Source organism: Paenibacillus sp. GXUN7292 (assembly GCF_050864975.1).
In the GTDB taxonomy this organism is placed as follows: domain Bacteria; phylum Bacillota; class Bacilli; order Paenibacillales; family Paenibacillaceae; genus Pristimantibacillus.
The window spans coordinates 50,825-74,683 of record NZ_JBOZWO010000024.1; the positions used below are offsets into that span (position 1 = coordinate 50,825).

Below are 23,859 nucleotides of genomic sequence, written 5' to 3' on the forward strand. Positions count from 1 at the left end.
CGTAATGATCATTATGATTTTAGCTGTACTCATAGTTCTAAGCATTATTGTTAGTATCAATTCCGGATATATCCGGCTTGGACCGCTTGAAGTATTTAAAACATTGTTTGGATACGGGAATGAAAAGCAATCCTTGATCTTATTTCAATTCCGGTTGCCAAGGATCGTCATTTCCTTGTTGATTGGAGCAGGGCTTGCAGTATCCGGCTGTATTTTGCAGGGGATTTCGCGCAACGCGCTTGCTGATCCCGGGATTCTTGGAATAAACGCAGGCGCCGGGTTTGCATTAATGTTGTTCGTTTCGTTTTTTCCGACCAATTCATTTGGCTCCATATTTGCAATTCCTTTTCTTGCGCTAATTGGCGCGGGGCTGACCGCTTTGCTTATATATGTGCTTTCCTATAAAAAAAATGAAGGCATATCGCCTACAAGGCTGCTGTTGACAGGGATAGCCGTTGCAGCGGGAATAAGCGCTGCGATGATCGTCCTAACATTAAAGCTAGATCCCGATCAGTATCAGTTTATTGCTACTTGGCTAGCCGGAAGCATATGGGGCTCCAACTGGAAATTTGTACTTGCATTACTGCCATGGATCGTTGTATTAATTCCTCTAGCCTGGTACAAGGCGCGCATAATGAATGTGTTAAGCCTTGGCGAACACACTGCTGCCAGTCTTGGCGCTTCGATAGAGAAGGAGCGGATAGGGCTGTTGGCCGTTGCTGTTGGATTAGCGGGCTCATCGGTGGCAATTAGCGGCGGAATCGGCTTTGTAGGATTGATTGCTCCCCATCTGGCGCGGCGGCTTGTCGGTCCGCGGCATCAGATTTTGCTGCCAACCGCAGCGCTTGCCGGCAGCTTGCTCGTAGTGGCAGCAGATACGATCGGAAGAGTCATTCTGCAGCCTTCAGAAATACCTACAGGAATTGTTGTCGCTGTAATTGGCGCACCATACTTCTTATACTTACTAGCAAAATCCAGATCGTAGTTGAAATAAAACAGAAAATGAAGGGATGGATAGAAATGGAGAGCAAACATATTTTGGATGTAACGATAATTGGTGGAGGGCCAGCGGGTCTGTTTGCAGCTTTTTATGGCGGATTGAGAGAGATGTCGGTAAAAATAATTGAATTCCAGCCCTATCTTGGCGGCAAGGTGCATGTATATCCCGAAAAAATGATTTGGGATGTCGGCGGTCTCATGCCTACAACCGGCGCAAAATTAATTGAACAGCTGGAAGCGCAAGCGAGAACCTTCAACCCGGAAATTGTTCTTGGCGAGAAGGTCGTATCTTTATCCCAGGATGAAACAGGTATTTTTACGCTGCATACCGCTTCCGGACAAGAGCATTATTCCCGGACGATTATTATTGCGGTTGGAGGAGGCATATTGAAGCCGACAAAATTGAATATTGAAGGCGCAGAGCGCTTTGAAGTTTCCAATCTGCACTATACAGTGAAATCATTGGCCAGATTCAAAAATAAAACAGTTCTTATCTCCGGCGGAGGCAATGCGGCGATCGATTGGGCCAATGAGCTTGAGCCCATTGCCAAACAAGTATATTTGACTTATCGCAGCGATATGCTTAAAGGTCATGAAGCAGAGGTGACGAAGCTGCAAAACGGCTCAACAAAGCTGCTGCTGAATACAACGATTGAAACATTGATTGCTGACAACGACCATAGCGCGATCCAAAAGGTGCTGCTGCGCAAAAATGAAGACGAGAGCGTCATTGAGCTTGAGGTCGATGACGTCATTATTAATCATGGTTATGAAAGAGATATGGCCTTATTAAAGGAAAGCGTGCTTAAAATTGAGCTGAAGGACGATTATTGGGTGAACGGCAGTGTATTAAGCGAATCTTCAGTACCGGGCATTTTTGCCGCAGGCGATATTTTACATCATGATGGGAAGCTGCACCTTATAGCCGGCGCTTTCCAGGATGCAGCTAATGCGATAAACAAAGCCAAGCTTTATATTGCACCGGATGCTAGAGCATGGGGAATGGTTTCATCGCATAATGAGCTGTTCCAAAAGAAAAACAAGGAATTGATGAAGCATTTATATAAAAACGCTTAATAACTGCAAGCTATTGTTGGCTAGTTGTTCCCGCTTCTGATTAGTTGCTATAATGAGAGTGCCGATTAATTGCGGACATTGATAAGCAGTAGAAAAGGGAATCCCAAACTTGATCGCAATGTTTCCCTTTATATGGCAGCTAATCTAACGTGGAGGGGTATGCGAATATGTACGAGCAAAAGACGAAGCCGACGGATCATAGTGTCATTGAGTTTATAGAACAGGTTGAGAGCGAGAAGAAAAAAGAGGATGCGTATCGGCTGCTTGATATTTTTACTGAGGCGTCAGGCTATGAGCCGACAATGTGGGGGCCGAGCATAATAGGCTTTGGCAGCTACCATTATAAATATCCAACAGGTCATGAAGGAGATGCTCCCCTAGTCGGCTTTTCTCCGCGCAAAGCAAAAACTAGTTTGTATTTTGCAACAGGGGATACCGAGCGAGACGAGTTATTGCAGCAATTTGGCAAGCATACAGCTGGGAAAGCATGTATATACATTAATAAATTAGCTGACATTGATGTTAAGGTTCTTAAAAAGCTAATTGTTCAATCCATCACATTTTTGCAGAAAACATATCCTGTTCAAAACTAACCGAGCAGTTGCATTAATAAGTCATAAGGCGGCTTATAAATAACGGTCAGCAGTTGAAAGGGGGAAGGAAAGACGACGCCTAGCCCCCAGCAAACGCCAAATACAATGCCTGCTAGCATTAAAACAGAGAAGACGACTATGTCTTTTCTGTTTTTTTCTCTTTTGAGCGTTGGAACTTCGATAACAACGATAAGCGTGCTTGCGAGAACGATAAAAAGGACAGTGAGCATGTACATTTCCTTTCTATTTCAGATTTCCGCTTCCAAACCATTTTCGTGCGGTGAAGGCGGTCAATAAGAGCAGAGGTACCACAAACGCAAATGTAAAATCAAGCAGCGACCAGTATTGCGAAATAAATCGGTTGAAATATGCGATATTAGGTGCCAGAATAATCGATAAAAAGTACAAGATCATGCCAAAGGGCATAAACAGTATTTTTTCATTTTTTATTTTTATAAGCTGAGCAATGCCAGTTGTGAAAGCGTAAAGACAAACTGAGATTTTAAGAAAAATGGTCATGATCCATAATATAGCCAAAGTAGCCTCGATGCGCTGCAAAAAACCGCCAACATCTATTTTTTTAGCCAAAGCATAGCTTGGATATATATGCGTGACAGTAATATATGGCCCAAGCACCAAAATAGAAAGAATGACCATGCAGAAAATTAGTATCCCGCCTATCGCAGCGCCAAGCAGCATGTTTTTTGTAATTTTAGATTTATCTTTTACTAAAGGAAAGATCATAAAAAATAAAGAAAGCTCCATAAAAGGGAATGCCGCTGAAGGGATTGATCCTCTTAGTATCGGCTTTATTCCCGTTTCCATTATGGGCAGGATATGTTCCATTTTAACTTCCTTTACCAAAAGTAAAATAATGATCACCATAAACAATATAAGCCATGGAAAAAACACCTCGCTCGTGCGTGCAATGACCTCAATGCCATGTCTCGCGCCGTAAATGGTAGCGAGCAATGTCAAAAAGATAATGGCATGGATCGGCGTATCCGGCATAATTTGCGTTGTTAAAAAATCGGCTATTTCTCGTATATGAGCAGATGTGTTTAAAAAAATATAGAACAAATAGAAAAGGGAGAGAGGCATGGCGATCCAACGGCCGAACACCTTCTCGTTATATTGGACCAGCGTCAAGTTAGGAAACAACTTGGCTATAAAAGTGACAAACGTTATAATGCTCATACCAATTGCTGTGCCAAGCAGAAAGGAAATCCAGGCATCCTGCGTGCTTGCAGATGCGGATACAAAGGGAAGCACAAGCATAGAATCGCCAATTGTAATAATCGTAGCCATTATAATAAGCTGCCGGTTGCTAATTTGAAATTTAGTCATGGATAGCCGCCTTACTATTTAATATCGTTAAGCGTAGATTCGCCAATTGCGCCCAGCCTTCTAATTTTGAGCACAGGCGTTATTTCGACTTGAATAGTTGGGAAGATGTCGTACCAATCATGTTTGATCGTTTGCCAATAGGCTGGCCTGGATCGGCGTACCACTTCTCCGAATCCAAATATATCTGTTCCGAGCTTCTTAGCTTTTTTGATGGCGGAACTGCTGTGCTCCTTTATTTGATTAGCCCCTAACGTTTCCAGATCATTCAGCACGTTCTGATCATTTAAATCTATCGTACATTCAGCGCTCGCGATGTCAGCTTCCGTCAGCATGGATACTTTAAAGGCTAGTTTTCCTCCGCGATCATTCAGCAGCTCAATCTTCGTCTTGGAGCGGATCACGTCAAAGGAAACCGTACCATCTCCCTCGCAAGCAACGACCAGGACGGTTCTTTTCAGTTTATTAGTAATGTTCGTATAGCCTCTGCTTTCCGATTCGTTCAACCAGCCGACCAATTTATCTCCTTTGAAAGCACCAAGACTGCTCAGCTTTATTTTCGTTCGATTAGTGGTGCTTTCCAAATTTTTAATAGAAGAGCCTTTATTAATATCGCCTTCAATCCTAAAGCCGTTAAGGACAAGGTTTTTGCCATCCAGCATCATTTCATCAAGCATTTCATCCAAATGCATCGCTGAGACGGGGGACCAATCCCTTTGCGCGATCGAGAGCGATTGAAACATTTTATTAGCGGGAATCCGTTCAAGCGCGCTTAAAATACCTAATAGCTGCTTGGCTGTCGACTCGCGGGATATGCCAAAATAAAAATCATTGCGAAATTCATGAGCTCGGGATAAGTAATCGAGTATATAGCCGATACCTTCCTTTTTAGCCACTTCTTCAGATAAAACAACGATCCACAAATGGGCGAAATAAATTTTTCGAGGTACCTCAGTAGCCAGACGTCCGACAGCTTCAGGCAATGAGTTGCCTTTGCTGGAATACAAAACTACGGGCGTGAAGCCTTTGCTTGATCCTTGAGATGATACTTGAGAGGGATCTACAATTTGCACGGTAAGCTCATATTGCTCGCCTACTTTATCAATGCCTAGCCCTACAGCAATAGCAAGCTCGTTAAGCTCGGTTCTGCTCCAGCAACCAGTTTGCAACATTATAACGAGCAGCAAGGAGATGACAAGTAGTGTTTTTTTCATGCTGAAGCATCTCCGATCATTTTGTATTTTTTAATGTTTTCCTTGTTTTTTGGCGGGTTTTATTTTTCTTGTTCAGCATAGCTGGCCTGCTCTTCATAAACCAGTTAGGCACTCTTATTAACGTATCCTTCAGATCAGAAATGACAATCGGGCCAAGCGGAGCCAAATAAGGCTGGCCGAAGGAGCGCAGGCTGGTGATATGAAACACAATAATGACAATGCCGATAATGATGCCGAAAAGTCCGAATGTAGCGGCTAATATCATCATTGGAAAACGGATCATGCGAATGGTAGAAGACATTTCTGGTGCAGGAAAGACAAAACTTGATATCGCTGTAATGGACACGACGATTACCATTGCAGCGGAGACGATGCCTGCGTCAACAGCGGCAGTGCCTATAACAAGCGTGCCTACGATGGATACCGCTTGGCCAACTGCCCGTGGCATTCTTATGCCTGCCTCTCGTAAAATTTCAAAGGCGATTTCCATAAGCGCAGCTTCTATAAAAGCAGGGAAGGGAACACCTTCGCGCTGCGCGCTTAAGCTTAAGAGCAAGGGGGTAGGAATCATCTCATGATGAAACGTTGTAATGGCGATATAGACAGATGGCCCAAGCAATGCGATAAAAAAGGTGGCAAATCGCAAAATTCTAATTAACGTGCTTATATCTGCACGGTGGTAATAATCCTCGGCTGCTTGAAAATAATGCACAAAGGTAGCGGGCACGACAAGAGCGAACGGGGTGCCGTCTACTAGTATGGCAACGCGCCCTTCCAGCAGCTCTGCTACAACGACATCAGGCCTCTCTGTATTGAACACAGTAGGAAAGGGGGTGTAGGTTTCATCTTGTATAAATTCCTCAATATAGCTGCTTTCCAAAATCCCATCCGTTTCAATTTTATCCAGCCGTTTTCTTACTTCCGCTACTATTGACTCTTCAGCTATACCTTTAAGGTATAAAATTTCAATACTTGTTTTTGTAATCGTTCCAATCGTTCTCTGTTCAATCCACAGCTTTTCACTCTTCATTCTTTGTCTCAGCAGCACCGTATTGGTACGAATATTTTCAATAAAGCCTTCCCTTGGGCCTCTTATAATGGTTTCAGTAGACGGTTCGCTAATTCCGCGCTGCTGCTGGTCATTCACGTTTAGTGCTATAGCTTCTGCAGAGCCTTCCAGTAAAAATATAACTTCTCCGCAAAGCATATAGGCTGTGATGGATGAGAGGTCCTGCGCTATAAAAAGCTGATTCACGACGAGCGCCTCGCGCTGTAAATAGAAAAGCTGCTCTTTAACCGATACTGAAGCATGTTCAGGAGAGGCTTGCTGCAAATCGACAAGTAAAAGACTGCTCATGCAATTTTGAACAGCTTGCGAGTCAATCATGCCTTCAAAATAGATCATAGCTGCTTCTACTGGCTGTTGCTTGCCGTTTTTTATTTTAATTTTTCGCAACGATAAGTCCGAGCTATGTCCGAATATGCCCATAATTTGTTCAATTTGATTATGAATGCCTTCTTGCAATGCAGTACCGTTTTTAGGTTTGTTCGTCATGCTGTTCACCTGTCCGTCGTTTCGAGTTTGCTGTTTTACAAATTGTGCTCATAGTGCTCATTATGACCTTTCTTTAAAAGTGATAAACTTGTTCAAGGAAAAGGCGAAAAAGGATGCTCTTTTGCCTTTTTTTATGCTTTCTTATTTCTCAGCAAAATGGTATCCTAGATCAAGTGTGTCAAGTATTGTAAATGATTGTGTGTTCAGGAGGATCGATGTGGGGAATTTAGTTGTGGTTGCAATTGGCGGCAATGCGCTTGTAAAGGATAATGGATATGATTCTGTGCAAGATCAATACGAAGCTGTCTGTTCAATTACTGCCAACATTGCAGATATGGTACAGGATGGATGCGAAGTAGTCGTAACGCATGGCAACGGCCCGCAGGTAGGCTTTGCGATGAGAAGAAGCGAGATTGCCCATAAGGAGCAGGGGATGTCGAGTGTACCTCTAGTCAATTGTGTGGCTGATACTCAAGGCGGAATCGGCTATATGATTCAGCAGGCGCTAACGAATGAATTTATTAAACGCGGCCTGAATAAAAAAGTAGTTACTATTATTACACAGGTGGAAGTTAATAAAGATGATCCCAACTTTCATAATCCAACGAAGCCTGTCGGTGCATTCTTTACTGAAGAGATGGCAGACTCTATGCGTCAGGAGCATCCTGAATGGGTTTTGGTAGAGGATTCGGGAAGAGGCTACCGCAGAGTAGTGCCTTCGCCAAAGCCGATTGATATTGTTGAGAAGGATGCAATTAAAGCGATGATTGATGCGGGATTTGTAGTCGTTGCAGTTGGCGGAGGGGGCATTCCGGTAGTAAAGCGGGAGGACAGCACGTATGAAGGTATTGACGCTGTTATAGATAAAGACTTTGCGACCAGCCTGCTCGCGGATCAGCTGCAAGCTGACTCTTTAATTATAACGACAGGTGTACCAAAGGTTTGTATTAACTTCGGCAAGCCTGATCAGCAAGAGCTGGATGAAATATCGATGGAGCAGCTGGAGCAATATATGAAGGAAAGACATTTTCCGGCGGGAAGCATGCTGCCTAAGGTAGAGGCAAGCTTGAAATTTCTTCATCATAACGGCCAAAATGTCATTATAACGAACCCGGAAAACTTAAGAGCTGCAATTCATCATAATGCCGGCACTCATATCGTAAAACAGTAAAGCATGTATATCGTTTAGCTGTCCACGTCTTTTGTGAAAAAGCGGGACAGTTTTTTTAAATATAAGAAAGTACAAGTTATTTTGACCTCATATCTGTTCTTATTTTTCATCGAAGAAGGTTTCTTCTGCTATCGTTATATAGTAAAATATGTGAGTAGTGAGTTAGAATCGCATTTAGTATACATATTATTTATTATGCAAACTCAATTAAATGGATGTCATTGTGTCATTTTAGTTGTTGCAAAATTAATGCTAGCTAATCAGACGTTTTGATAGTCGCATAATATTATTAACGTCATTAAATATAAAATTAATTACATTAATTAATTAAAGAATTGAGGAATGACTTTGAAATTCAGACCATGTATCGATTTGCATGCAGGGAAGGTAAAGCAAATAGTAGGGGAGACACTTAATTCTGGCAGTGTTACGGAAAACTTTGTATCTGCGCACAGCTCAACTTATTTTGCACAAATGTTCCAGCGAGATCAGCTGACTGGCGGTCATGTCATTATGCTGGGACCTAACAATGAGGAAGCAGCGCTTGAAGCGCTTCGTGCTTATCCGAAGGGGCTGCAAATAGGCGGAGGCATTACTTGCGATAACGCATTGCAATATTTGGAGGCTGGAGCTACGCATATTATCGTAACCTCATTTATTTTTCGAGATGGGAAGCTGCATAAACAAAACTTAATGGATATCGTCGCTTTAGTAGGCAAGGAGCGGCTTGTTATCGATCTAAGCTGCAAGGAAAAGGACGGTAAATGGTACGTAGTCACAAATCAGTGGAAGCAATTCAGCGATTTTGAGGTTAATCAAGAAAATATAGCCTATTTGGAGCAGTATTGCGATGAGTTTCTCATTCACGCTGTTGACGTAGAGGGCAAGCAAAGCGGTATACAGCAAAGCTTGGTGCGCGACTTGGCGAATTGGACGACAATCCCAACCACTTATGCTGGGGGAGCAAGATCGATTGCAGATTTGGAGCTATTTCATACTATCTCTCAAGGCAGGCTGGATATTACAGTGGGCAGTGCTTTGGATATTTTTGGCGGCAAGCAATCCTATGAAGAAGTGGTGCAGTATTGTAAAAACCTATAATATAACGGTGAATTTAAGAGGACATACTCGCAGTTGAGTATGTTTTTTTTGAGTGAATAAAGGTATAAGTTGATGTCATTAAATATATCGTGAGATAGCTGGGCACAGAGCGCTAAGTGCTGAGTGCTAATTAGTTTTCGGAAGTGGTTAATGCAGTTAACCATGTGATTTAGTTACGTAATATTTATTATGTAAACAAAATGTGTTCCGACCTCTATTTACATATGGAGTTTCTACTACGTGTGATATAATGAAAAAATCAAATTTATGACAAAGGTGAACGATGGATAAACTATTTACTTTATCTGAAATCAATCTGCTGAAAGCCCTGTCCAATGAAGATTTAAAAGAAATGGATGAGCTGACACAAATTACGCTGTATCCCAAAAATACGTTCATTCAAACGCCCGATACGTTCGTTGAGAAGTTATTTTACGTGAAAAAAGGAAAAGTGCGTTTGTATCAGCTTAATGCCGAAGGGAAAATGTTTACGCTTGATCTTTTATCGGAAGGAAACGTTTTCGGAGAATTGAATCAGGTATCGCTAGGGACACGAAATCTATATATTGAAGCAATTGAAGAAAGTCATATTTGCACGATAGATCAAATTCGCTTTGAAGCGTTTATGCTCGAACATCCTCGCTTAATGATGAATATGATAGGACTGCTAAGTAAGCGTGTCGGGCAAATGAGCTTGCTTGCGCAGCATTTGGCGCTTGAAAATTTATCTGAACGGATTATTCAAGCTCTCATTAAACTTGCACATCAGTTCGGTCATATGCGAGAAGGAGCGTACATGAAAATTGATTTGCCTATATCGCATCAAGAGCTTGCCGGTTTAGTAGGGGCTTCGCGTGAAGCAGTGACAATGGCGCTGCAGGAGCTTGCGCATAATCACATGATCAAAACGGGCTTTCGCACGATCTACATACATCATAGCAAGCTGTAATATACATTACAGCTTTTTTAGCATGCTGCATTATACAATTATGAAAAAGTTATAAATGGAGCGATCGGAATGGATAGTTCAAATGGTTTGGAAATATCAGCAGCAATATTGCAGCGCAAGGGGGCAAGCAAAGCAGGGGATATTCCGCAGTATGTATTAGAACATTTGCAAGCAGGGGTTATCGCAACTGTTAATTTGACGGAATGGCTTGCGGTTGATCACTCGCTGTTGCTAAAGCAGGTGTTGGCTCAATTCGAGCTGCAGCATTTTCATAATAAATTCATGCAGGAACGATTAAAGGAAAAGAAGATTATGAAAGTAATACCTGCTATTGCAAATGGCTGGAGACTTATTTTAGGAGAAATAGGGGAAGTAGAGGGAAAGGCTGTTTTTCAGAAGCTGTCATCACATCCTTCAGATAGTGTCAGATGCTGGGCTGCATATATTATTGGCCTTAATCCTGAGCTGACTATTGCTCAGAAGCTGCCGCTTATTCGCCCTTTTGCTGGCGATGAACATTTCGGCGTGCGAGAAATAGCGTGGATGGCTGTGAGGGAAGCGATTATTAATGAGCTGGAAGTATCACTTTTCATATTAAAGGACTGGCTAGTGGATCATGATGAGAAAATTAGAAGATTTGCGATAGAAGCTATTCGGCCCAATGGAGTATGGGCTAAACATATAACGAGATTAAAGGAACGTCCTGAAATGGGTTTGCCACTGCTGGAGATTGTCAAATCCGATTCTGCCAAGTATGTGCAAGATTCGGTGTCGAATTGGCTAAACGATGCAAGCAAATCAAATCCTGAATGGGTAAAACAAGTTTGTGCGAGGTGGACAGAAAGCTCGAATACGAAGGAAACGAATCGAATTGTAAAGCGTGCATTACGCAGCTTGAAATAGAAACGAAAGATAAAGATCGAGCGATTCTCATAGTAATTAACGTCATTAAGTAAGTTTAGTTTGTATGGATGCTAAGAGATATGCTTTGAGTGGGATGAGATATGGTGAATGAAATTAGTTTACATCATATTTATTATGTAAACTAATTTGCGTATGATGTAGAAGACGACACCTCCGCGCTGATTTGTTATATACTTTGGGGTGATAAATTCTGTTTTTGTGGAATGAGCATTCACATGCCAAAGCTAACTGCATTTCCTGTACTTAGTTTTAAGAAATTTTGCTTTTTTGTAATTCTAAGGGGAAAAACGAAACGACATCTAGTTTGGCGCGTTTCGCAAAATATAGAGTATTTCAATGAAACTAGATGCATGAAATACATGTAGAATCGTTTATATCGGTAAAAATGAGAAACTAGATGCATGAAATGTACTTAGCTTCCGCAATTGCATGCTCATTTAGCAAGCTTTACATGAACCCAAGCCCAGGAATCCTAATCTTAATCGCAGAGGCAGCCTTTTCTATTGCTTGTTGCAACTATCCACAATTAATCGACAGTCTCACAAAATACGCTATTTCGCAGAAAAACAAGCCAAGGAGCCTGATCAGCTCCTTGGCTTGTACTATTGATTAACCATTTCGACAAAGTGCTTTGCTGTTATAGACAGCGGCATATTCCGCATAATCATAATGCCTACTTGCGCGGGCGGCAGCTGCACATCAAGTTGAATTTCAAATAATGACCTTTCCTCAAGCTCGCTGGACACAAACTCCCTCGTTACAAAGGAAATGCCGAGTCCTTTTTTAGCAAACTCTATAAGCAGGTCAACGCTTCCGACCTCGAATTCCGGTTTTATACTGTAGCCATAGCTTTGAAACAGCTCCGTAATGTTCATTCTAACACGGCTATTGCGCGAGAAAAGAATGATCGGATACTGCAGCAGCATTTCCATTGACAATACTTTTCCCTTCAAATCAGCATACTTGGCTCCAGCAACGAAGCAATCCTGCAATTGAATGCTTTCTTGCACTTCAAGCTGCGGATCAACTATTGGCATCCGAACGACACCCAAATCAATTTTACCTTCCTTTAAAAAAGAGATGACTTCTGGCGTCGTTCCATGGTTCAGATGAATTTTCACATCGGGATAGCTGCTGTGGAAGCTTTCTAGATAAGGAAGCAAATAGTGCTTAAACAAGGAGTCGCTGCCGCCGACTCTCAATTCTCCGCTTTCCAGGTGTTTAAGCGCATGCATCTTTTCCTCGGCCAGTGTAATCAATATTTGCGATTGTTCAATATACGAAAATAAAATCGAGCCTTCCTGCGTCAGTGTTACTCCCTTGGGAGTACGGTAAAACAAGGTAATGCCAAAGCTTTCCTCTAGTTGCTTAATAGCATGGCTTACGCTGGGCTGGGTAAGGAATAGAACTTTGGCGGCTTGAGTGAGACTGCCTGTTTTTGCAGCCCAATAAAATACTTTATACAGCTCATAGTTGTTAGTCATAGACGCCATCTATATCTCCTGTCCGATATATTAATTACTTATATAGGTCTATTTCGTATTATAGTGTAGTTAGGGGAAAGAAGCTACCATGCTGTTTTGATTCAAGCAAGCAAAATAACTACAGAAAATAGATACAAATTTCAGGAAGGAGTCGTGGAGATGGAATCAGCCTCATTTATATTATTTGGCGCAACAGGAGATTTGGCAAAACGAAAAATATATCCTGCGTTGTTCAACTTATTTCTTGAGAAAAAGCTTCCTGAAGCATTTTCTGTGATTGGCCTGGGCAGGCGTGAATGGTCCGATGACATGTTTCAAAAAAATGTTGAGCAAGCGGTTCACAGCTTTTCAAGAAAACAAGCAGGAAGGGAAGATGAGCTGAAGCAGTTTCTTGCTAAGTTTCGCTTCCAAGTGCTGGATATCGGCCGCGAGGAAGATTATAGAGCATTGCTGCAGCTTGTCGAGCAAAGAGAAGCTGAGCTGAATATATCGCCAAACCGAATCTATTACTTGTCGGTAGGCCCGGAATTTTTCGAGCCGATCGCAAACAATATTAGAAATAGCGGCCTTGGCACAGCCAAAGGTTGGAAGAGGTTGGTAATCGAAAAACCGTTTGGTTATGATTTGCTATCTGCAAGGGAATTGAATGAAAATTTAAATCATTCCTTTGAGGAAAAAGAAATTTATCGCATTGATCACTATCTTGGCAAACCGATTGTACAAAAGCTAGGCGAGCTGCAAGCTGTAAATCCTGAGCTGCAAGCCGTGCTTAGAAACCGCGAGATTGCTAATGTGCAAATCGTTGCCAATGAAACAGTCGGCGTTGAGGAACGCGCAGGCTACTATGATAAAGCAGGGGCAATCCGGGACATGTTCCAAAACCATTTGCTGCAGCTGCTCATGATGGTCGCTTCACATATTCCTAAACATCGCGATCCAGATTCAGGCGAGCTGCCGAAGCATGTCGTTATGGAATCGCTGAGAACATTGCAAGCAAGCCATATTCAAAGTGAAATTGTGCGCGGGCAATACAGAGCGGGAGTCTTACAGAATGAGCCGGTAAAAAGCTACATAGATGAGCCAGGTATTTCTGAAAGCTCTCATAATGACACATTTATTGCAGCCCGACTGGAAATTAATCATCCGCTTTGGTCCGGCATACCGTTTTATATCCGTACAGGCAAGAGACTAAAAGAGAAGTCCACGCGAATCGTTATTGAATTAAAGGAAGCAGCTCCTGCAGCATTTGCGCCAAGCCAATCTTCAGCATCCTCTTCAAGGCCTAGTCAAGCGTCTAAGCTATTAGTATTTGAGATGAGCCCTAACGAAGGCATTTGGCTGCATTTATGCTCAAGAGATTCTATATATAAAGGGGAATTTATTCCTCTTCATGTCGATCATCATAAGGATCCAGCAGATATTCCAGAAGCCTACGAAAACCTTATTTTTGATGCGCTTCGCGGTGATTCAACCTTCTTTGCGCATTGGGATGAGGTAGAGCTTTCCTGGGAATGGGTACAGCCTGTGCTTGATGCATTCCAAAACAATGAGGTTCCGCTTCATTACTACGAAGCAGGAACATATGGACCGTCTGCAGCTGACCAATTGCTGGAGAAGGATGGCTTCAAATGGTGGTTTGATGCTAAACCAGCATCAAATAATAAAACGAACGAAGGAGATTTATATGTCTACAACCAAAACTATTGAACAATTAGCAATTGACACGATTCGTACATTGTCTATTGACGCTATTAACAGTGCCAACTCTGGTCATCCGGGTTTGCCGATCGGTGCAGCTCCAATGACATATGCACTTTGGGCTAACCAGATGAATCATAACCCTGGCCACTCCAAATGGTTTAACCGCGACCGTTTCGTGCTGTCTGCTGGTCACGGATCTGCGCTTCTATACAGCATGCTGCACCTTGCAGGCTATGATGTATCTTTGGATGATGTGAAGCAATTCCGCAAGCTGAACAGCAAAACTCCAGGCCACCCAGAGTTTGGTCATACTGACGGGGTAGAAGCAACAACTGGCCCGCTAGGCCAAGGTGTTGCAATGGCTGTTGGCATGGCTATGGCTGAAGCTCATCTAGCAGCCAAATTCAACAAGCAAGAGTTCCCAGTTGTTGACCATTACACATATGCCCTTGTTGGCGATGGCTGCCTCATGGAAGGTGTTGCGTATGAAGCCATGTCCATGGCAGGTCATATGAAGCTTGGCAAGCTGATCGTATTGTACGATTCGAATGAAATTTCTCTGGATGGCGAATTGAATCTTTCCTTTAGCGAAAATATACAAAAGAGAGCGGAATCGGCAAACTGGCAATACTTGAGAGTAGAGGACGGCAATGACGTTGCGGGCATTACTGAAGCAATTGCTGCTGCCAAGAAAAATGATTCGCAGCCGACTCTAATCGAAATCCGCACTATTATCGGCTATGGCAGCCCGGTTGCAGGCACGAGCAAGGCCCACGGCAATCCGCTTGGCAAAGAAGGCGCTAAAGCTACGAAAGAAGCATACGGCTGGAACTATGAGGAAGAATTTACTGTGCCTGAGGAAGTGAAAGCTCACTTCGCAGCACTTAAAGAGCAAGGTGCAGCTAAAGAAGGGCAATGGAACGAGCTTCTGGCTGCTTACAAAGCCAGCTACCCGGAGCAAGCAAACGAGCTTGAGCAAGCGATTGACGGTTCTGTTCTTATCGATGCTTCCGACATTCTTACTTTTGACAGCTCCAAAGCGATTTCGACTCGTGTTGCGAGCGGTGAAGCTATCAATCATTACATTAAAGCTGTGCCGTCTATCTTTGGCGGAAGCGCGGATTTGTCCGGCTCTACAATGACTGATATTAAAGGCGATCAAAAATTTGCTATTGAGTCGGGCGCAGGTCGCAACGTGTACTTTGGCGTTCGCGAGCATGCAATGGGAGCTGCTGGCAACGGTATGGCTCTGCATGGCGGCGTGAAAGCTTTCGTAAGCACATTCTTCGTATTCAGTGATTACTTGCGTCCATCCATCCGCTTGGCAGCCATTCAAAAATTGCCAGTCGTCTATGTATTTACACATGATTCAATTGCAGTAGGCGAGGATGGCCCGACTCATGAGCCGGTCGAGCATTTGTCAGCTCTTCGCACAATTCCTGGACTTACTGTTATTCGCCCATCAGATGCGAATGAAACAGCAACAGCTTGGGCTTACGCCTTGCAGCAAAGCGAAGGTCCAGTAGCATTGGTGCTAAGCAGACAGAACCTTCCTGTTCTAGAAGAGACTAAGGCGAATATGGATGGATTGTCAAAGGGTGCTTATGTATTGTCCGAAACAAACGATAAGCCAGAATTAATTCTTATCGCGACGGGCTCAGAGGTTTCACTTGCAGTAAATGCAAAAGCTGAGCTTGAAAAAGAAAATGTGTCTGTACGTGTTGTTGCTATGCCTAGTATGGAGCTTTTTGAGCGTCAAGCTAACGAATACAAGCAGTCTGTACTGCCAAATGCAGTTACGAATCGTATCTCCATTGAAGCAGGCATTTCAACAGGCTGGGATCGTTACATTGGCTTTAGCGGCAAAGCAGTTAGTATCGATACATTCGGAGCATCAGGTCCAGGCGCTGAAGTGCTTAACTATTTTGGATTTTCAACTGAAAATGTAGTAAAATTAGCAAAAGAGTTAGTGAAGTAGTAATTAGTAGCCCTATTGCTGTTTTCTGGTTATAACCTGATTTTAAAAAAGTTGATAAGCAACAATAAACTAATATTGGGGGATTGCACAATGAAGTTTTTTATTGATACTGCAAATTTGGATGATATTAAAAAAGCGTACAAGCTTGGAGTTCTATCCGGCGTAACGACTAACCCTTCGCTAGTTGTCAAAGAAGGCGTAAAATTTGAGGATCGTATCGTTGAAATCCTACAAGCTGTTCCAGAAGTTGAATCTGTATCCGCAGAGGTTACTCCGGACGCAATAACGGCTGAAGAGATGATCGCGCAGGCGGATGAACTGATCAAGCTGAACAACAATGATAAAAACATTACAATCAAGCTGCCTATGACGCTTGCAGGTTTGGAAGCTTGCCGCTACCTAACTAAAAAAGGCGTTAAAACAAACGTAACGTTGATATTTACTGTTAACCAGGCTTTGCTTGCAGCTCGCGCTGGGGCAACTTATGTATCGCCTTTCCTTGGTCGTCTTGACGACATTTCCGAAGATGGCGTACAATTGATCGTTAAAGTTGCTGAGTTGTTCCGTACTCATAAGCTTGAATCTCAAATTATTGCGGCTTCTGTTCGCCATCCTGATCATGTTACTCGCGTTGCGATGGCAGGTGCGCATATTGCTACGATTCCATTCTCAGTCATTGAGCAAATCTCCAAGCATCCACTTACAGACCAAGGTCTTGAGAAGTTTGCTGCAGATTGGAAAAAAGCAGTTAACTAATAACGTTAACATGAAGTACTGAAAAAATGATTATATGAGTAGGGGGTTTCATTCACCTGTAAAGGGAGTGGAGCCTCCTTTTTTGAAATATAAGAAAGGTTACGTTTTTTTATCCTTATACCCGTTCTTATGTTTCATCGGTAAACGCGCCTGTCCAAAGGACGACGCTGCCGTTTCTCTTTGCATATATTGTAGATGACATTGATAAAGGAGTGAGGATCATGCGACTATGGCATCAAAGCTTAATTAAACATTTGCCCAGTGTTAAGGATTATAAAGGCTGTTCCAATCAACTGGGAGGACAGCATACTGAAATTAGAATGATACTTGCTTCGATCAAACGTCATGGAAAAGTTAATCACTCGGTAGTTAACTACGTTAATGATCATCCTTTGAGCAGCTTGCGTGCCTACGGCCTGCTTATTATTGATGAAATGAAAAAACGCGGCTTCAATACGAGCGAGGAAATTGAACAGGAATATCGCGATGATGAAGATGCGCTCCGGCTTTATCAGCTTGCACAGGAAGGTGCAATTATTTATCCAGAGCACGATGATCAATATTTAGCAGAATGTATAAGCAATTTAGAAGGAAAAGGCATTTACATTAACATGTAATCCCCATGAATTCACTATTGTCCTTCGGTTAAGATACTTTTAATCTCGTCGTCTGCACGAATTAAATAACTGTCAGCAGAGACAGCAGATTTCCTTCAGATAATAGGGTTCAAATCTTGCAGAGTGAATGTTTCCTCTGTTTTTTGTTGTGCAAATTGATCTTCTTCATTGTTCCTCTTCCGCCCTCATTTCCCTTTATCTAGTCTTCGAAAGTCTCTTGAACCCGCATGAAATCTATATAAATCCAGGCTGAAAACCTAAAAAGCATAGCATCACAAAAAATGAGTACAGCGTTTTGGAGATAAGGTGTAGCACCATAAAAAGTGAAGATTTCACTAGGAACAAGAGTGTGCTAGCGTAGAAATCGATTCAACTGCAATGGCTGAAGAGATCGCGAGACAGAAGAAAGGAGGGAGAAAATGAAGCAGGCCATCGAGACCACTTTAACAGCAGAAAAGAAAGAGAAATCTTTTAAACGTAAATTTTCTTGGAGCAAGGAGTTTGCGCGCAACCGTTTTTTGTATGTGCTGCTTGTACCGGTTGCCCTATATTTAATTGTATTTAAATATGCCCCTATGTTTGGAGAAATTATTGCATTTAAAAACTACCGTTTGGCGGATGGAATTATGGGTAGTCCCTGGGTTGGGTTCCAGCAATTTGAGAAGCTGTTTGCCAGTAAAGAGTTTTATGTCGTTTTAAAAAATACGCTGCTGCTCAATTTGTACCATTTGGCTTTTGCTTTTCCTGTGCCTATTTTATTAGCAGTTTTGCTTAATGAAGTACGGGTGGAATGGTATAAGCGAACATTGCAAAATCTGCTTTATATCCCACATTTTATTTCATGGGTTGTGCTTGGCAGTATTGTAATTGCTTTACTGTCGCCATCGACCGGCTTTATCAATTTTTTGCTAAAGGGCTTCGGTATGGAGCCGATTTATTTTATGGCGGACAAGTTTTGGTGGCCGGTCAGCTTTGTCGTCTCCGGCATATGGAAGGAAGCAGGCTTCGGAACGATTCTGTATTTGGCAGCTATGGCATCGATTGATCCTACGCTCTATGAGGCGGCCAAAATCGATGGCGCCAACAGGCTCAGGCAAACCTGGCATGTTACTTTGCCGGGCATACGCAGCACGATTGCGATTTTGCTTATTTTACAGGTCGGCAATATGATGGAGGTCGGTTTTGAACAGGTGTATGCGCTGCGAAACGATGCGGTTACCAGCGTAGCAGAGGTAATCAGCACGTTTGTGTATACGAGGGGACTAATTAATTTACAGTACAGCTATACGACAGCACTCGGTTTATTCCAGTCAGTCATTGCTCTAATTTTAGTTGTAGCCGTTAACCGGATTATTAAAGCAATGGGCGAGCGTGGCTTATGGTAGCTGGAATCAAGAAAGGAGGAAGTGCTTATGAGCAAGCAATTGTCATCGCCAGCTTGGGCGAGGTGGCTGATCTATATCTTTTTGGCACTTTGCGCTTATACGACGCTGTTTCCGTTTGTTAACATTATCGCGACATCGTTCAGCAGCAGCAGGGCCATTAACGCAGGTGAAGTATTTATGTGGCCAATCGAGCTTACATTTGACGCCTACAACAACTTAATACGAGACGGGCAGTTAATTATAGCTCTTAAAAATACAGTTATCATTACTGTTATTGGTACAGCGCTCAATATGCTGTTTACGATTATGGCGGCTTATCCGCTTTCCAAAAGCCGCTTGAAGGTGCGAAATGTGATGCTGATGGCGATATTGTTCACCATGCTTTTCAGCGGCGGCCTTATTCCAAAGTTTTTATTGGTCAACTCGCTTGGACTGAATAATACGTATTGGGCATTATGGCTGCCTGCACTTATAAGCGCATACAACCTGTTTGTTATGAAGTCCTTTTTGGAGGGCTTGCCGGAGGAGCTTGAGGAATCGGCAGCGATTGATGGCGCAAGCGAGGCTCGTATTTTGTGGCAAATTATATTGCCGCTGTCCAAGCCTGTTATTGCAGCCTTAACACTGTTCTATGCCGTTACCTGGTGGAACTCCTATATGAATGTATTAATTTATATCCGCAGTACAGACAAAATGTCGCTTATGGTGAAGCTGTATCAAATGATCGATTTGGTGAGCGATGATCTGCTGCGGGGAGAAGGCGTGTTGCAGGTCGTGACGACACCGGAATCCATCCGGGCAGCAGCTATAGTATTCGCGATTGTACCGATTCTTTGTGTTTATCCGTTTCTGCAGAAGCATTTTATTAAGGGCGTATTGCTAGGCTCTATAAAAGGGTGATGCTTAACAGGAAGAATGAGATGAATCTACAAATCTATGAAACTAGTGATATCTGAAGTGCATATGCTGCACTTTTTGATATAATAAAAAAGCTATTAGGAGGTCTAACATGCAAAAAAAGAAGAGGAAAGTAAGTAAAGGGTATTTATTGATGACCGTACTGACCCTGCTTGTCATGCTGGTGTCAGCATGTTCCGGGGATGGAACGAAAGGTCCTGCCAATGAAGGAAATACATCTCCAAAGCCGCAAAACAGTGAAAATACAGATGCAGGCAATGAAGGAAAGGATCCCTATGAAGGGCTTCCGAAAAAAGTGAGCATTTCCATGTTTGACCGCGGCCAAGTGTCCAGTGATGAAGGTACTTACGAGGATAACCGCTGGGTAAAATGGATTCGCGAGCAATCCGGCATCGATGTATCGATTGTACCTGTACCACGCAATCAGTCGCAGGATTCCTTGAATGTTTTGTTTGCATCCCATCAGGCTCCTGATTTGGTATGGGAGTTTGACCGTTCTTATATCGGCAAACTTGTATCACAAGGCGTCATTCAGCCGATCGGTGATTATATTGAAAAATACAGCACATCCTACAAAAAATATTTACAAGAAAACCCCGACCTGCTGCCTCACTTAACCTTTAACGGTGAAATGTATGCCGTTACTGCGAAGCGTCCCAGCACAGCGATTGCTAATCATGGTATTTGGATTCGCCAGGATTGGCTTGACGAGCTGAAGCTGCAGCAGCCGCAAACGGTTGAAGAACTGATCGAGGTGGCAAAAGCGTTCAAAGAGCATTTTAAGGGAAGCACGCCTATTGTAGGCCATACAACGAATGATATTTACTCTGCGATGTATGGAGCCATGAACTTTATGTGGTACGTAGAGGACGGCAAAATGACTTACGGAGCTACGCTTGACCGTTTTGCCGATGTGATTGGACTTGAAAAGCAGCTTTATGAGCTGGGGCTCGTAGACCGCGAATATTTGACAGATAAGGACAACCAGCGCGCCAAGCAGCTGTGGACGACAGGGAAAGCAGGCATCTATATGGGACAGTGGGGTGCCGGTAATAACGATATTATGATTCAGGATTTGCTCACTAATATTCCAGAAGCACAGCCCGTTCCGCTGGAAATGGTCGCTTCGCCATACGGTAAATTCGGTGCTTATCAAGAAGCAGCGCCTAATATTTTTGTAACCTTTAACAAAGAAATGAAAAATCCAAAGGCTGCAGTTGAATATTTGGATTGGCTAATTGACGGCGGCTGGTTTACGCTCGCATATGGCGAAGAAGGCGTCCATCATGAGATCAAAAACGGTGTTCCGAAAAAAATGAATATGGACAAATTCAATAAGGAAGTTTTGTATGCGGGAGAGTATGCTGTTTTGCGCCAGCAGGTCATTAATCCAGAAGATTTAATCGCACTGGCAGCTGATGATGAGCTATCGCAAAAAATTGCGCATTTGAATGTAGAATCGATCAAGCTGGCACTTAAAAATGAATTCCGCAGAGATATTCCTTTCCAGCCTAGCTTCGATGAAATTAATGAGATTCGCTCAACGTTGGATACCTTTATCAAGGAAACGCGTGCTACAGCCGTTACGCAAGGAGAAAAGTATGACGGGCAGTGGGCGATTGCCGAAATTCGCAAGGAATGGGAAAGACTTGGCGGCAAGAAAGCTGAAGAAATCGCGCAGCAGTGGTATGAGGACAATAAAAGCAGTTTTTAATAGCAGCATCTAGGTGCTGTATTGACATCAAAGATGGATAGGGAGAGGAAGAGCAGATATGAAGCTGTTAAAAAATCAGAGGTATTTGAAAGCAATTGTGATCTTGGCGCTCACTCTGTTCTTCCTTGTCTCCACCTCTATTTTTTTTACGTACACGGTATTGAACAATAAGCTCAAACAGCAGCTCGTCGATACCAATATGGAGCTGCTCAGGCAGGTTGATCATAAGCTTGATCATACGCTGCAATATATTGACAAGCTGACGATTCAGCTGCTGAAAAACGACGAGGTTATCCGTTTTTTCGACTATGAAATGACGGAGCAGGAGATTAAAAATAATCAGATGCGCATTAACAATCTGATGACCAATGCGATTCAAAGCATGGACAATATTTTTACGATAGATATGTACTCCTATACGAAGCAGCGTCTAGTGTCAGGCAATATTTTGTCAGGTGATGCTCTGGCCAATGATTTGCAGTGGATCTCGCAGTTCGAGGATTACGGCGGTTATTACAAATGGATTTCGTTCAAAAGAATGATAGCGAACCGCTCGGAGTACCCGATTTACAAAAACGTCGTTTCTCTTATCCGAACCTATCCGCTTATCCATCCAGTTGGATCGAGGAAAGGGGCCATCGCTTTTAATGTAAAGGAAGATTCCTTATACAGCTTAATTCAAAAGTCGGCAGAGGAAGCAGATGACGGACAGACGTTTGTGATCGATAAAGAGGGAGTCGTTGTGCTTCATTCCGATAAAAGCAAGCTTGGCAAGGATATTAGCGAGTTCCCTTATATCGACCGCATACTAAATACCAGCTTGTCAGGCGGTCATTTTATAGCGGAAGCGGAACAGGCAAGCTCCTCTGTGTTTTACATTCATTCCTCCTATACAGATTGGACGATGATTCGTGTAGTGCCGCAGGTGCAGCTAACGAAACCGCTTGCTGTATTCAGAAATGGTTTGATCATATTAGCGGCCGTACTGTTTGTTTTTGTGACGGTTTCGGCAGCTTTTGTCGGACGCTGGACCTTAAGGCCGATGAATCGGTTTATTCAATCCATGCGAGGCAAGCTGATCAAGCATGAGTTCAAAAAAGACACGGATGATTTTCATTATTTTGAGTATGTTGTACAGGACATACTGGATGACCGCGAGCAATTGCACAAGCAGGTATTGGAAAGCAAGCCGCTTATCAAGTGGCGGCTTATGACGGAATTGCTTGCCGGAAAAGGCAACAATCAAGCTGTTATGAGAGCTTATATGGAGCGGCTCAAAGTTTCCTTGTTTGAGGATCAATTTGTAGTGATGAGTATTGAGTTCGATAATAAGGAACAGATCGCATCTCCGCAAGATTTGCATCTTTATGCCTATGCACTATGCAATGTAGCGGAAGAGCTGATGAATGCAGAAAGCCAGGGGATTGCAGCAGAGCTGGATAACGGAAAATGTGCTGTTATTATGAGCTTCGAGGGCGAGGAGGACCGAGGACGCCATTATTTGCGGGCGGTGGCAACGGCTGATTTGATGAAAGAGTTTGTCCGCGAGTATTTTAACCGAACGATTACGATAGGAATTGGCGGGCCGGTACAGCAGCTGGAGGACATACATCGCTCTTACAAGCAGTCATTAGAGGCGCTTAGCTACAAGCTTGTCATGGGGGGCAATACGATAATTACGCTTGAGGATATTGTCAGTGACCCTTCCCCTCAATTCTATAAGCTCAGTGCGATGACAGACGGCATCCTAGCATCCGTTAAAATGCTGGATGCAGAAAAGGTGCAGCAGCAGCTCCAACGCTGGTTTGAGGCTATAGCTGAAAATGGCGTTCCTTCAGAAATGATTATGCAGCTTGTTGTGCAATGCTTGATGAAGGCAGCTACAGTTGCAGCTGATATCGGAGTGGATACTAGCGGTGTATTTCCTGAACAATCTTTAGTGGAGATGCTGAACCAGTACGAACGACTTGAGCAGCTTGAACAGTTCACCGTTACCGCGCTGCAGCAATTAGTTAACAGCATTAAGGAAAAACGCAGCTACCGGGAGAAGAACGATGTAATTGACAAGGTTATGGATTATATCCAAGAAAACTATATGCGTAATGATCTTTCGCTTAATTTAATTGCCAGCGAGTTTCATATAAGCCTCTCTCATTTGAGCAAGCTGTTCAAGGAACAGGAGGAGTGCAATTTTATTGATTATTTAATAGATTTGCGGATGGGGCATGCCAAGCGCAAGCTGTCAGATACAGAGGAGAAAATACGTGACATTGCAGAGCAGGCCGGTTACTCCAACGTGAACAGTTTTGTCCGCATTTTTAAGAAGATGACAGGACTTACGCCAACTGAATATCGGGAACGAAATAAAACGCAATAAAA

20 protein-coding genes are annotated in these 23,859 nt (G+C 43.0%); 15 read left to right on the forward strand and 5 right to left on the reverse strand.

Annotation, left to right across the window (positions count from 1 at the left end; all coding sequences use genetic code 11):
• Positions 1 to 4 precede the first annotated feature (4 nt).
• From ACRRU2_RS18605 to ACRRU2_RS18615, 3 genes are all read left to right on the forward strand, one after another.
• Positions 5 to 985, forward strand: a complete 981-nt coding sequence (locus tag ACRRU2_RS18605; RefSeq protein ID WP_432504029.1) for a FecCD family ABC transporter permease — start codon at positions 5 to 7, stop codon at positions 983 to 985.
• 35 nt (positions 986 to 1,020) lie between these two features.
• Entirely contained in the window at positions 1,021 to 2,076 is a 1,056-nt protein-coding gene (locus ACRRU2_RS18610; protein WP_432503965.1) for an NAD(P)/FAD-dependent oxidoreductase, read from the forward strand.
• A 167-nt stretch (positions 2,077 to 2,243) separates the two neighbouring features.
• Positions 2,244 to 2,669, forward strand: coding sequence for a DUF1801 domain-containing protein (locus ACRRU2_RS18615; protein WP_432503968.1), 426 nt, complete (start codon positions 2,244 to 2,246; stop codon positions 2,667 to 2,669).
• Here ACRRU2_RS18615 and ACRRU2_RS18620 read toward each other — a convergent pair.
• Genes ACRRU2_RS18620 through ACRRU2_RS18635 form a run of 4 tightly spaced genes read right to left on the reverse strand, consistent with a single transcriptional unit; the run spans position 2,666 to position 6,782 of the window.
• Complete coding sequence (locus tag ACRRU2_RS18620) at positions 2,666 to 2,899, reverse strand: hypothetical protein (protein WP_331698126.1); 234 nt, start codon at positions 2,897 to 2,899, stop codon at positions 2,666 to 2,668. The genes ACRRU2_RS18615 and ACRRU2_RS18620 overlap by 4 nt on opposite strands.
• A gap of 13 nt (positions 2,900 to 2,912) precedes the next feature.
• Positions 2,913 to 4,016 carry a GerAB/ArcD/ProY family transporter gene (locus ACRRU2_RS18625; RefSeq protein ID WP_432503970.1) on the reverse strand — a complete coding sequence of 368 codons (1,104 nt, stop codon included), beginning with the start codon at positions 4,014 to 4,016 and terminating at the stop codon, positions 2,913 to 2,915.
• A 14-nt stretch (positions 4,017 to 4,030) separates the two neighbouring features.
• On the reverse strand, positions 4,031 to 5,227 hold the full coding sequence (locus ACRRU2_RS18630) for a Ger(x)C family spore germination protein (protein ID WP_432503972.1): 1,197 nt from the start codon (positions 5,225 to 5,227) through the stop codon (positions 4,031 to 4,033).
• A gap of 16 nt (positions 5,228 to 5,243) precedes the next feature.
• Positions 5,244 to 6,782, reverse strand: coding sequence for a spore germination protein (locus tag ACRRU2_RS18635; protein WP_331698123.1), 1,539 nt, complete (start codon positions 6,780 to 6,782; stop codon positions 5,244 to 5,246).
• Between the two features lie 217 nt (positions 6,783 to 6,999).
• Between ACRRU2_RS18635 and arcC the strand changes: the two genes are divergently transcribed.
• From arcC to ACRRU2_RS18655, 4 genes are all read left to right on the forward strand, one after another.
• Positions 7,000 to 7,953 carry a carbamate kinase gene (gene arcC, locus ACRRU2_RS18640; RefSeq protein WP_331698122.1) on the forward strand — a complete coding sequence of 318 codons (954 nt, stop codon included), beginning with the start codon at positions 7,000 to 7,002 and terminating at the stop codon, positions 7,951 to 7,953.
• Positions 7,954 to 8,301: 348 nt separating this feature from the next.
• Positions 8,302 to 9,054 carry a phosphoribosylformimino-5-aminoimidazole carboxamide ribotide isomerase gene (hisA, locus tag ACRRU2_RS18645; RefSeq protein WP_331698121.1) on the forward strand — a complete coding sequence of 251 codons (753 nt, stop codon included), beginning with the start codon at positions 8,302 to 8,304 and terminating at the stop codon, positions 9,052 to 9,054.
• A 283-nt stretch (positions 9,055 to 9,337) separates the two neighbouring features.
• A complete protein-coding gene (locus ACRRU2_RS18650) occupies positions 9,338 to 10,003 on the forward strand; it encodes a Crp/Fnr family transcriptional regulator (protein ID WP_432503975.1) in 666 nt (221 codons plus the stop codon).
• 69 nt (positions 10,004 to 10,072) lie between these two features.
• Positions 10,073 to 10,906 (forward strand): HEAT repeat domain-containing protein, encoded by an 834-nt coding sequence (locus tag ACRRU2_RS18655; RefSeq protein WP_331698120.1) that lies wholly within the window; start codon positions 10,073 to 10,075, stop codon positions 10,904 to 10,906.
• 623 nt (positions 10,907 to 11,529) lie between these two features.
• On the opposite strand, the gene ACRRU2_RS18660 is transcribed toward ACRRU2_RS18655, so the two are convergent.
• Entirely contained in the window at positions 11,530 to 12,411 is an 882-nt protein-coding gene (locus tag ACRRU2_RS18660; protein ID WP_432504031.1) for a LysR family transcriptional regulator, read from the reverse strand.
• A 159-nt stretch (positions 12,412 to 12,570) separates the two neighbouring features.
• Here ACRRU2_RS18660 and zwf point away from each other — a divergent pair, with 159 nt between their 5' ends.
• From zwf to ACRRU2_RS18700, 8 genes are all read left to right on the forward strand, one after another.
• Entirely contained in the window at positions 12,571 to 14,118 is a 1,548-nt protein-coding gene (gene zwf, locus ACRRU2_RS18665; RefSeq protein ID WP_432503977.1) for a glucose-6-phosphate dehydrogenase, read from the forward strand.
• Complete coding sequence (gene tkt / locus ACRRU2_RS18670; protein ID WP_432503979.1) at positions 14,096 to 16,090, forward strand: transketolase; 1,995 nt, start codon at positions 14,096 to 14,098, stop codon at positions 16,088 to 16,090. Before zwf ends, tkt begins: the two co-directional genes overlap by 23 nt.
• 90 nt (positions 16,091 to 16,180) lie before the next feature.
• Positions 16,181 to 16,846, forward strand: coding sequence for a fructose-6-phosphate aldolase (gene fsa / locus ACRRU2_RS18675; RefSeq protein WP_331698117.1), 666 nt, complete (start codon positions 16,181 to 16,183; stop codon positions 16,844 to 16,846).
• Between the two features lie 221 nt (positions 16,847 to 17,067).
• Positions 17,068 to 17,463, forward strand: a complete 396-nt coding sequence (locus ACRRU2_RS18680) for a pyrimidine dimer DNA glycosylase/endonuclease V (protein ID WP_432503982.1) — start codon at positions 17,068 to 17,070, stop codon at positions 17,461 to 17,463.
• 419 nt (positions 17,464 to 17,882) lie between these two features.
• Positions 17,883 to 18,848 (forward strand): ABC transporter permease, encoded by a 966-nt coding sequence (locus ACRRU2_RS18685; protein ID WP_432503984.1) that lies wholly within the window; start codon positions 17,883 to 17,885, stop codon positions 18,846 to 18,848.
• 27 nt (positions 18,849 to 18,875) lie between these two features.
• On the forward strand, positions 18,876 to 19,748 hold the full coding sequence (locus tag ACRRU2_RS18690; RefSeq protein WP_331698114.1) for a carbohydrate ABC transporter permease: 873 nt from the start codon (positions 18,876 to 18,878) through the stop codon (positions 19,746 to 19,748).
• 109 nt (positions 19,749 to 19,857) lie between these two features.
• Positions 19,858 to 21,480 (forward strand): extracellular solute-binding protein, encoded by a 1,623-nt coding sequence (locus tag ACRRU2_RS18695; protein WP_432503987.1) that lies wholly within the window; start codon positions 19,858 to 19,860, stop codon positions 21,478 to 21,480.
• A 58-nt stretch (positions 21,481 to 21,538) separates the two neighbouring features.
• Entirely contained in the window at positions 21,539 to 23,857 is a 2,319-nt protein-coding gene (locus ACRRU2_RS18700; RefSeq protein ID WP_432503989.1) for a helix-turn-helix domain-containing protein, read from the forward strand.
• The last annotated feature ends 2 nt before the right edge of the window (positions 23,858 to 23,859 follow it).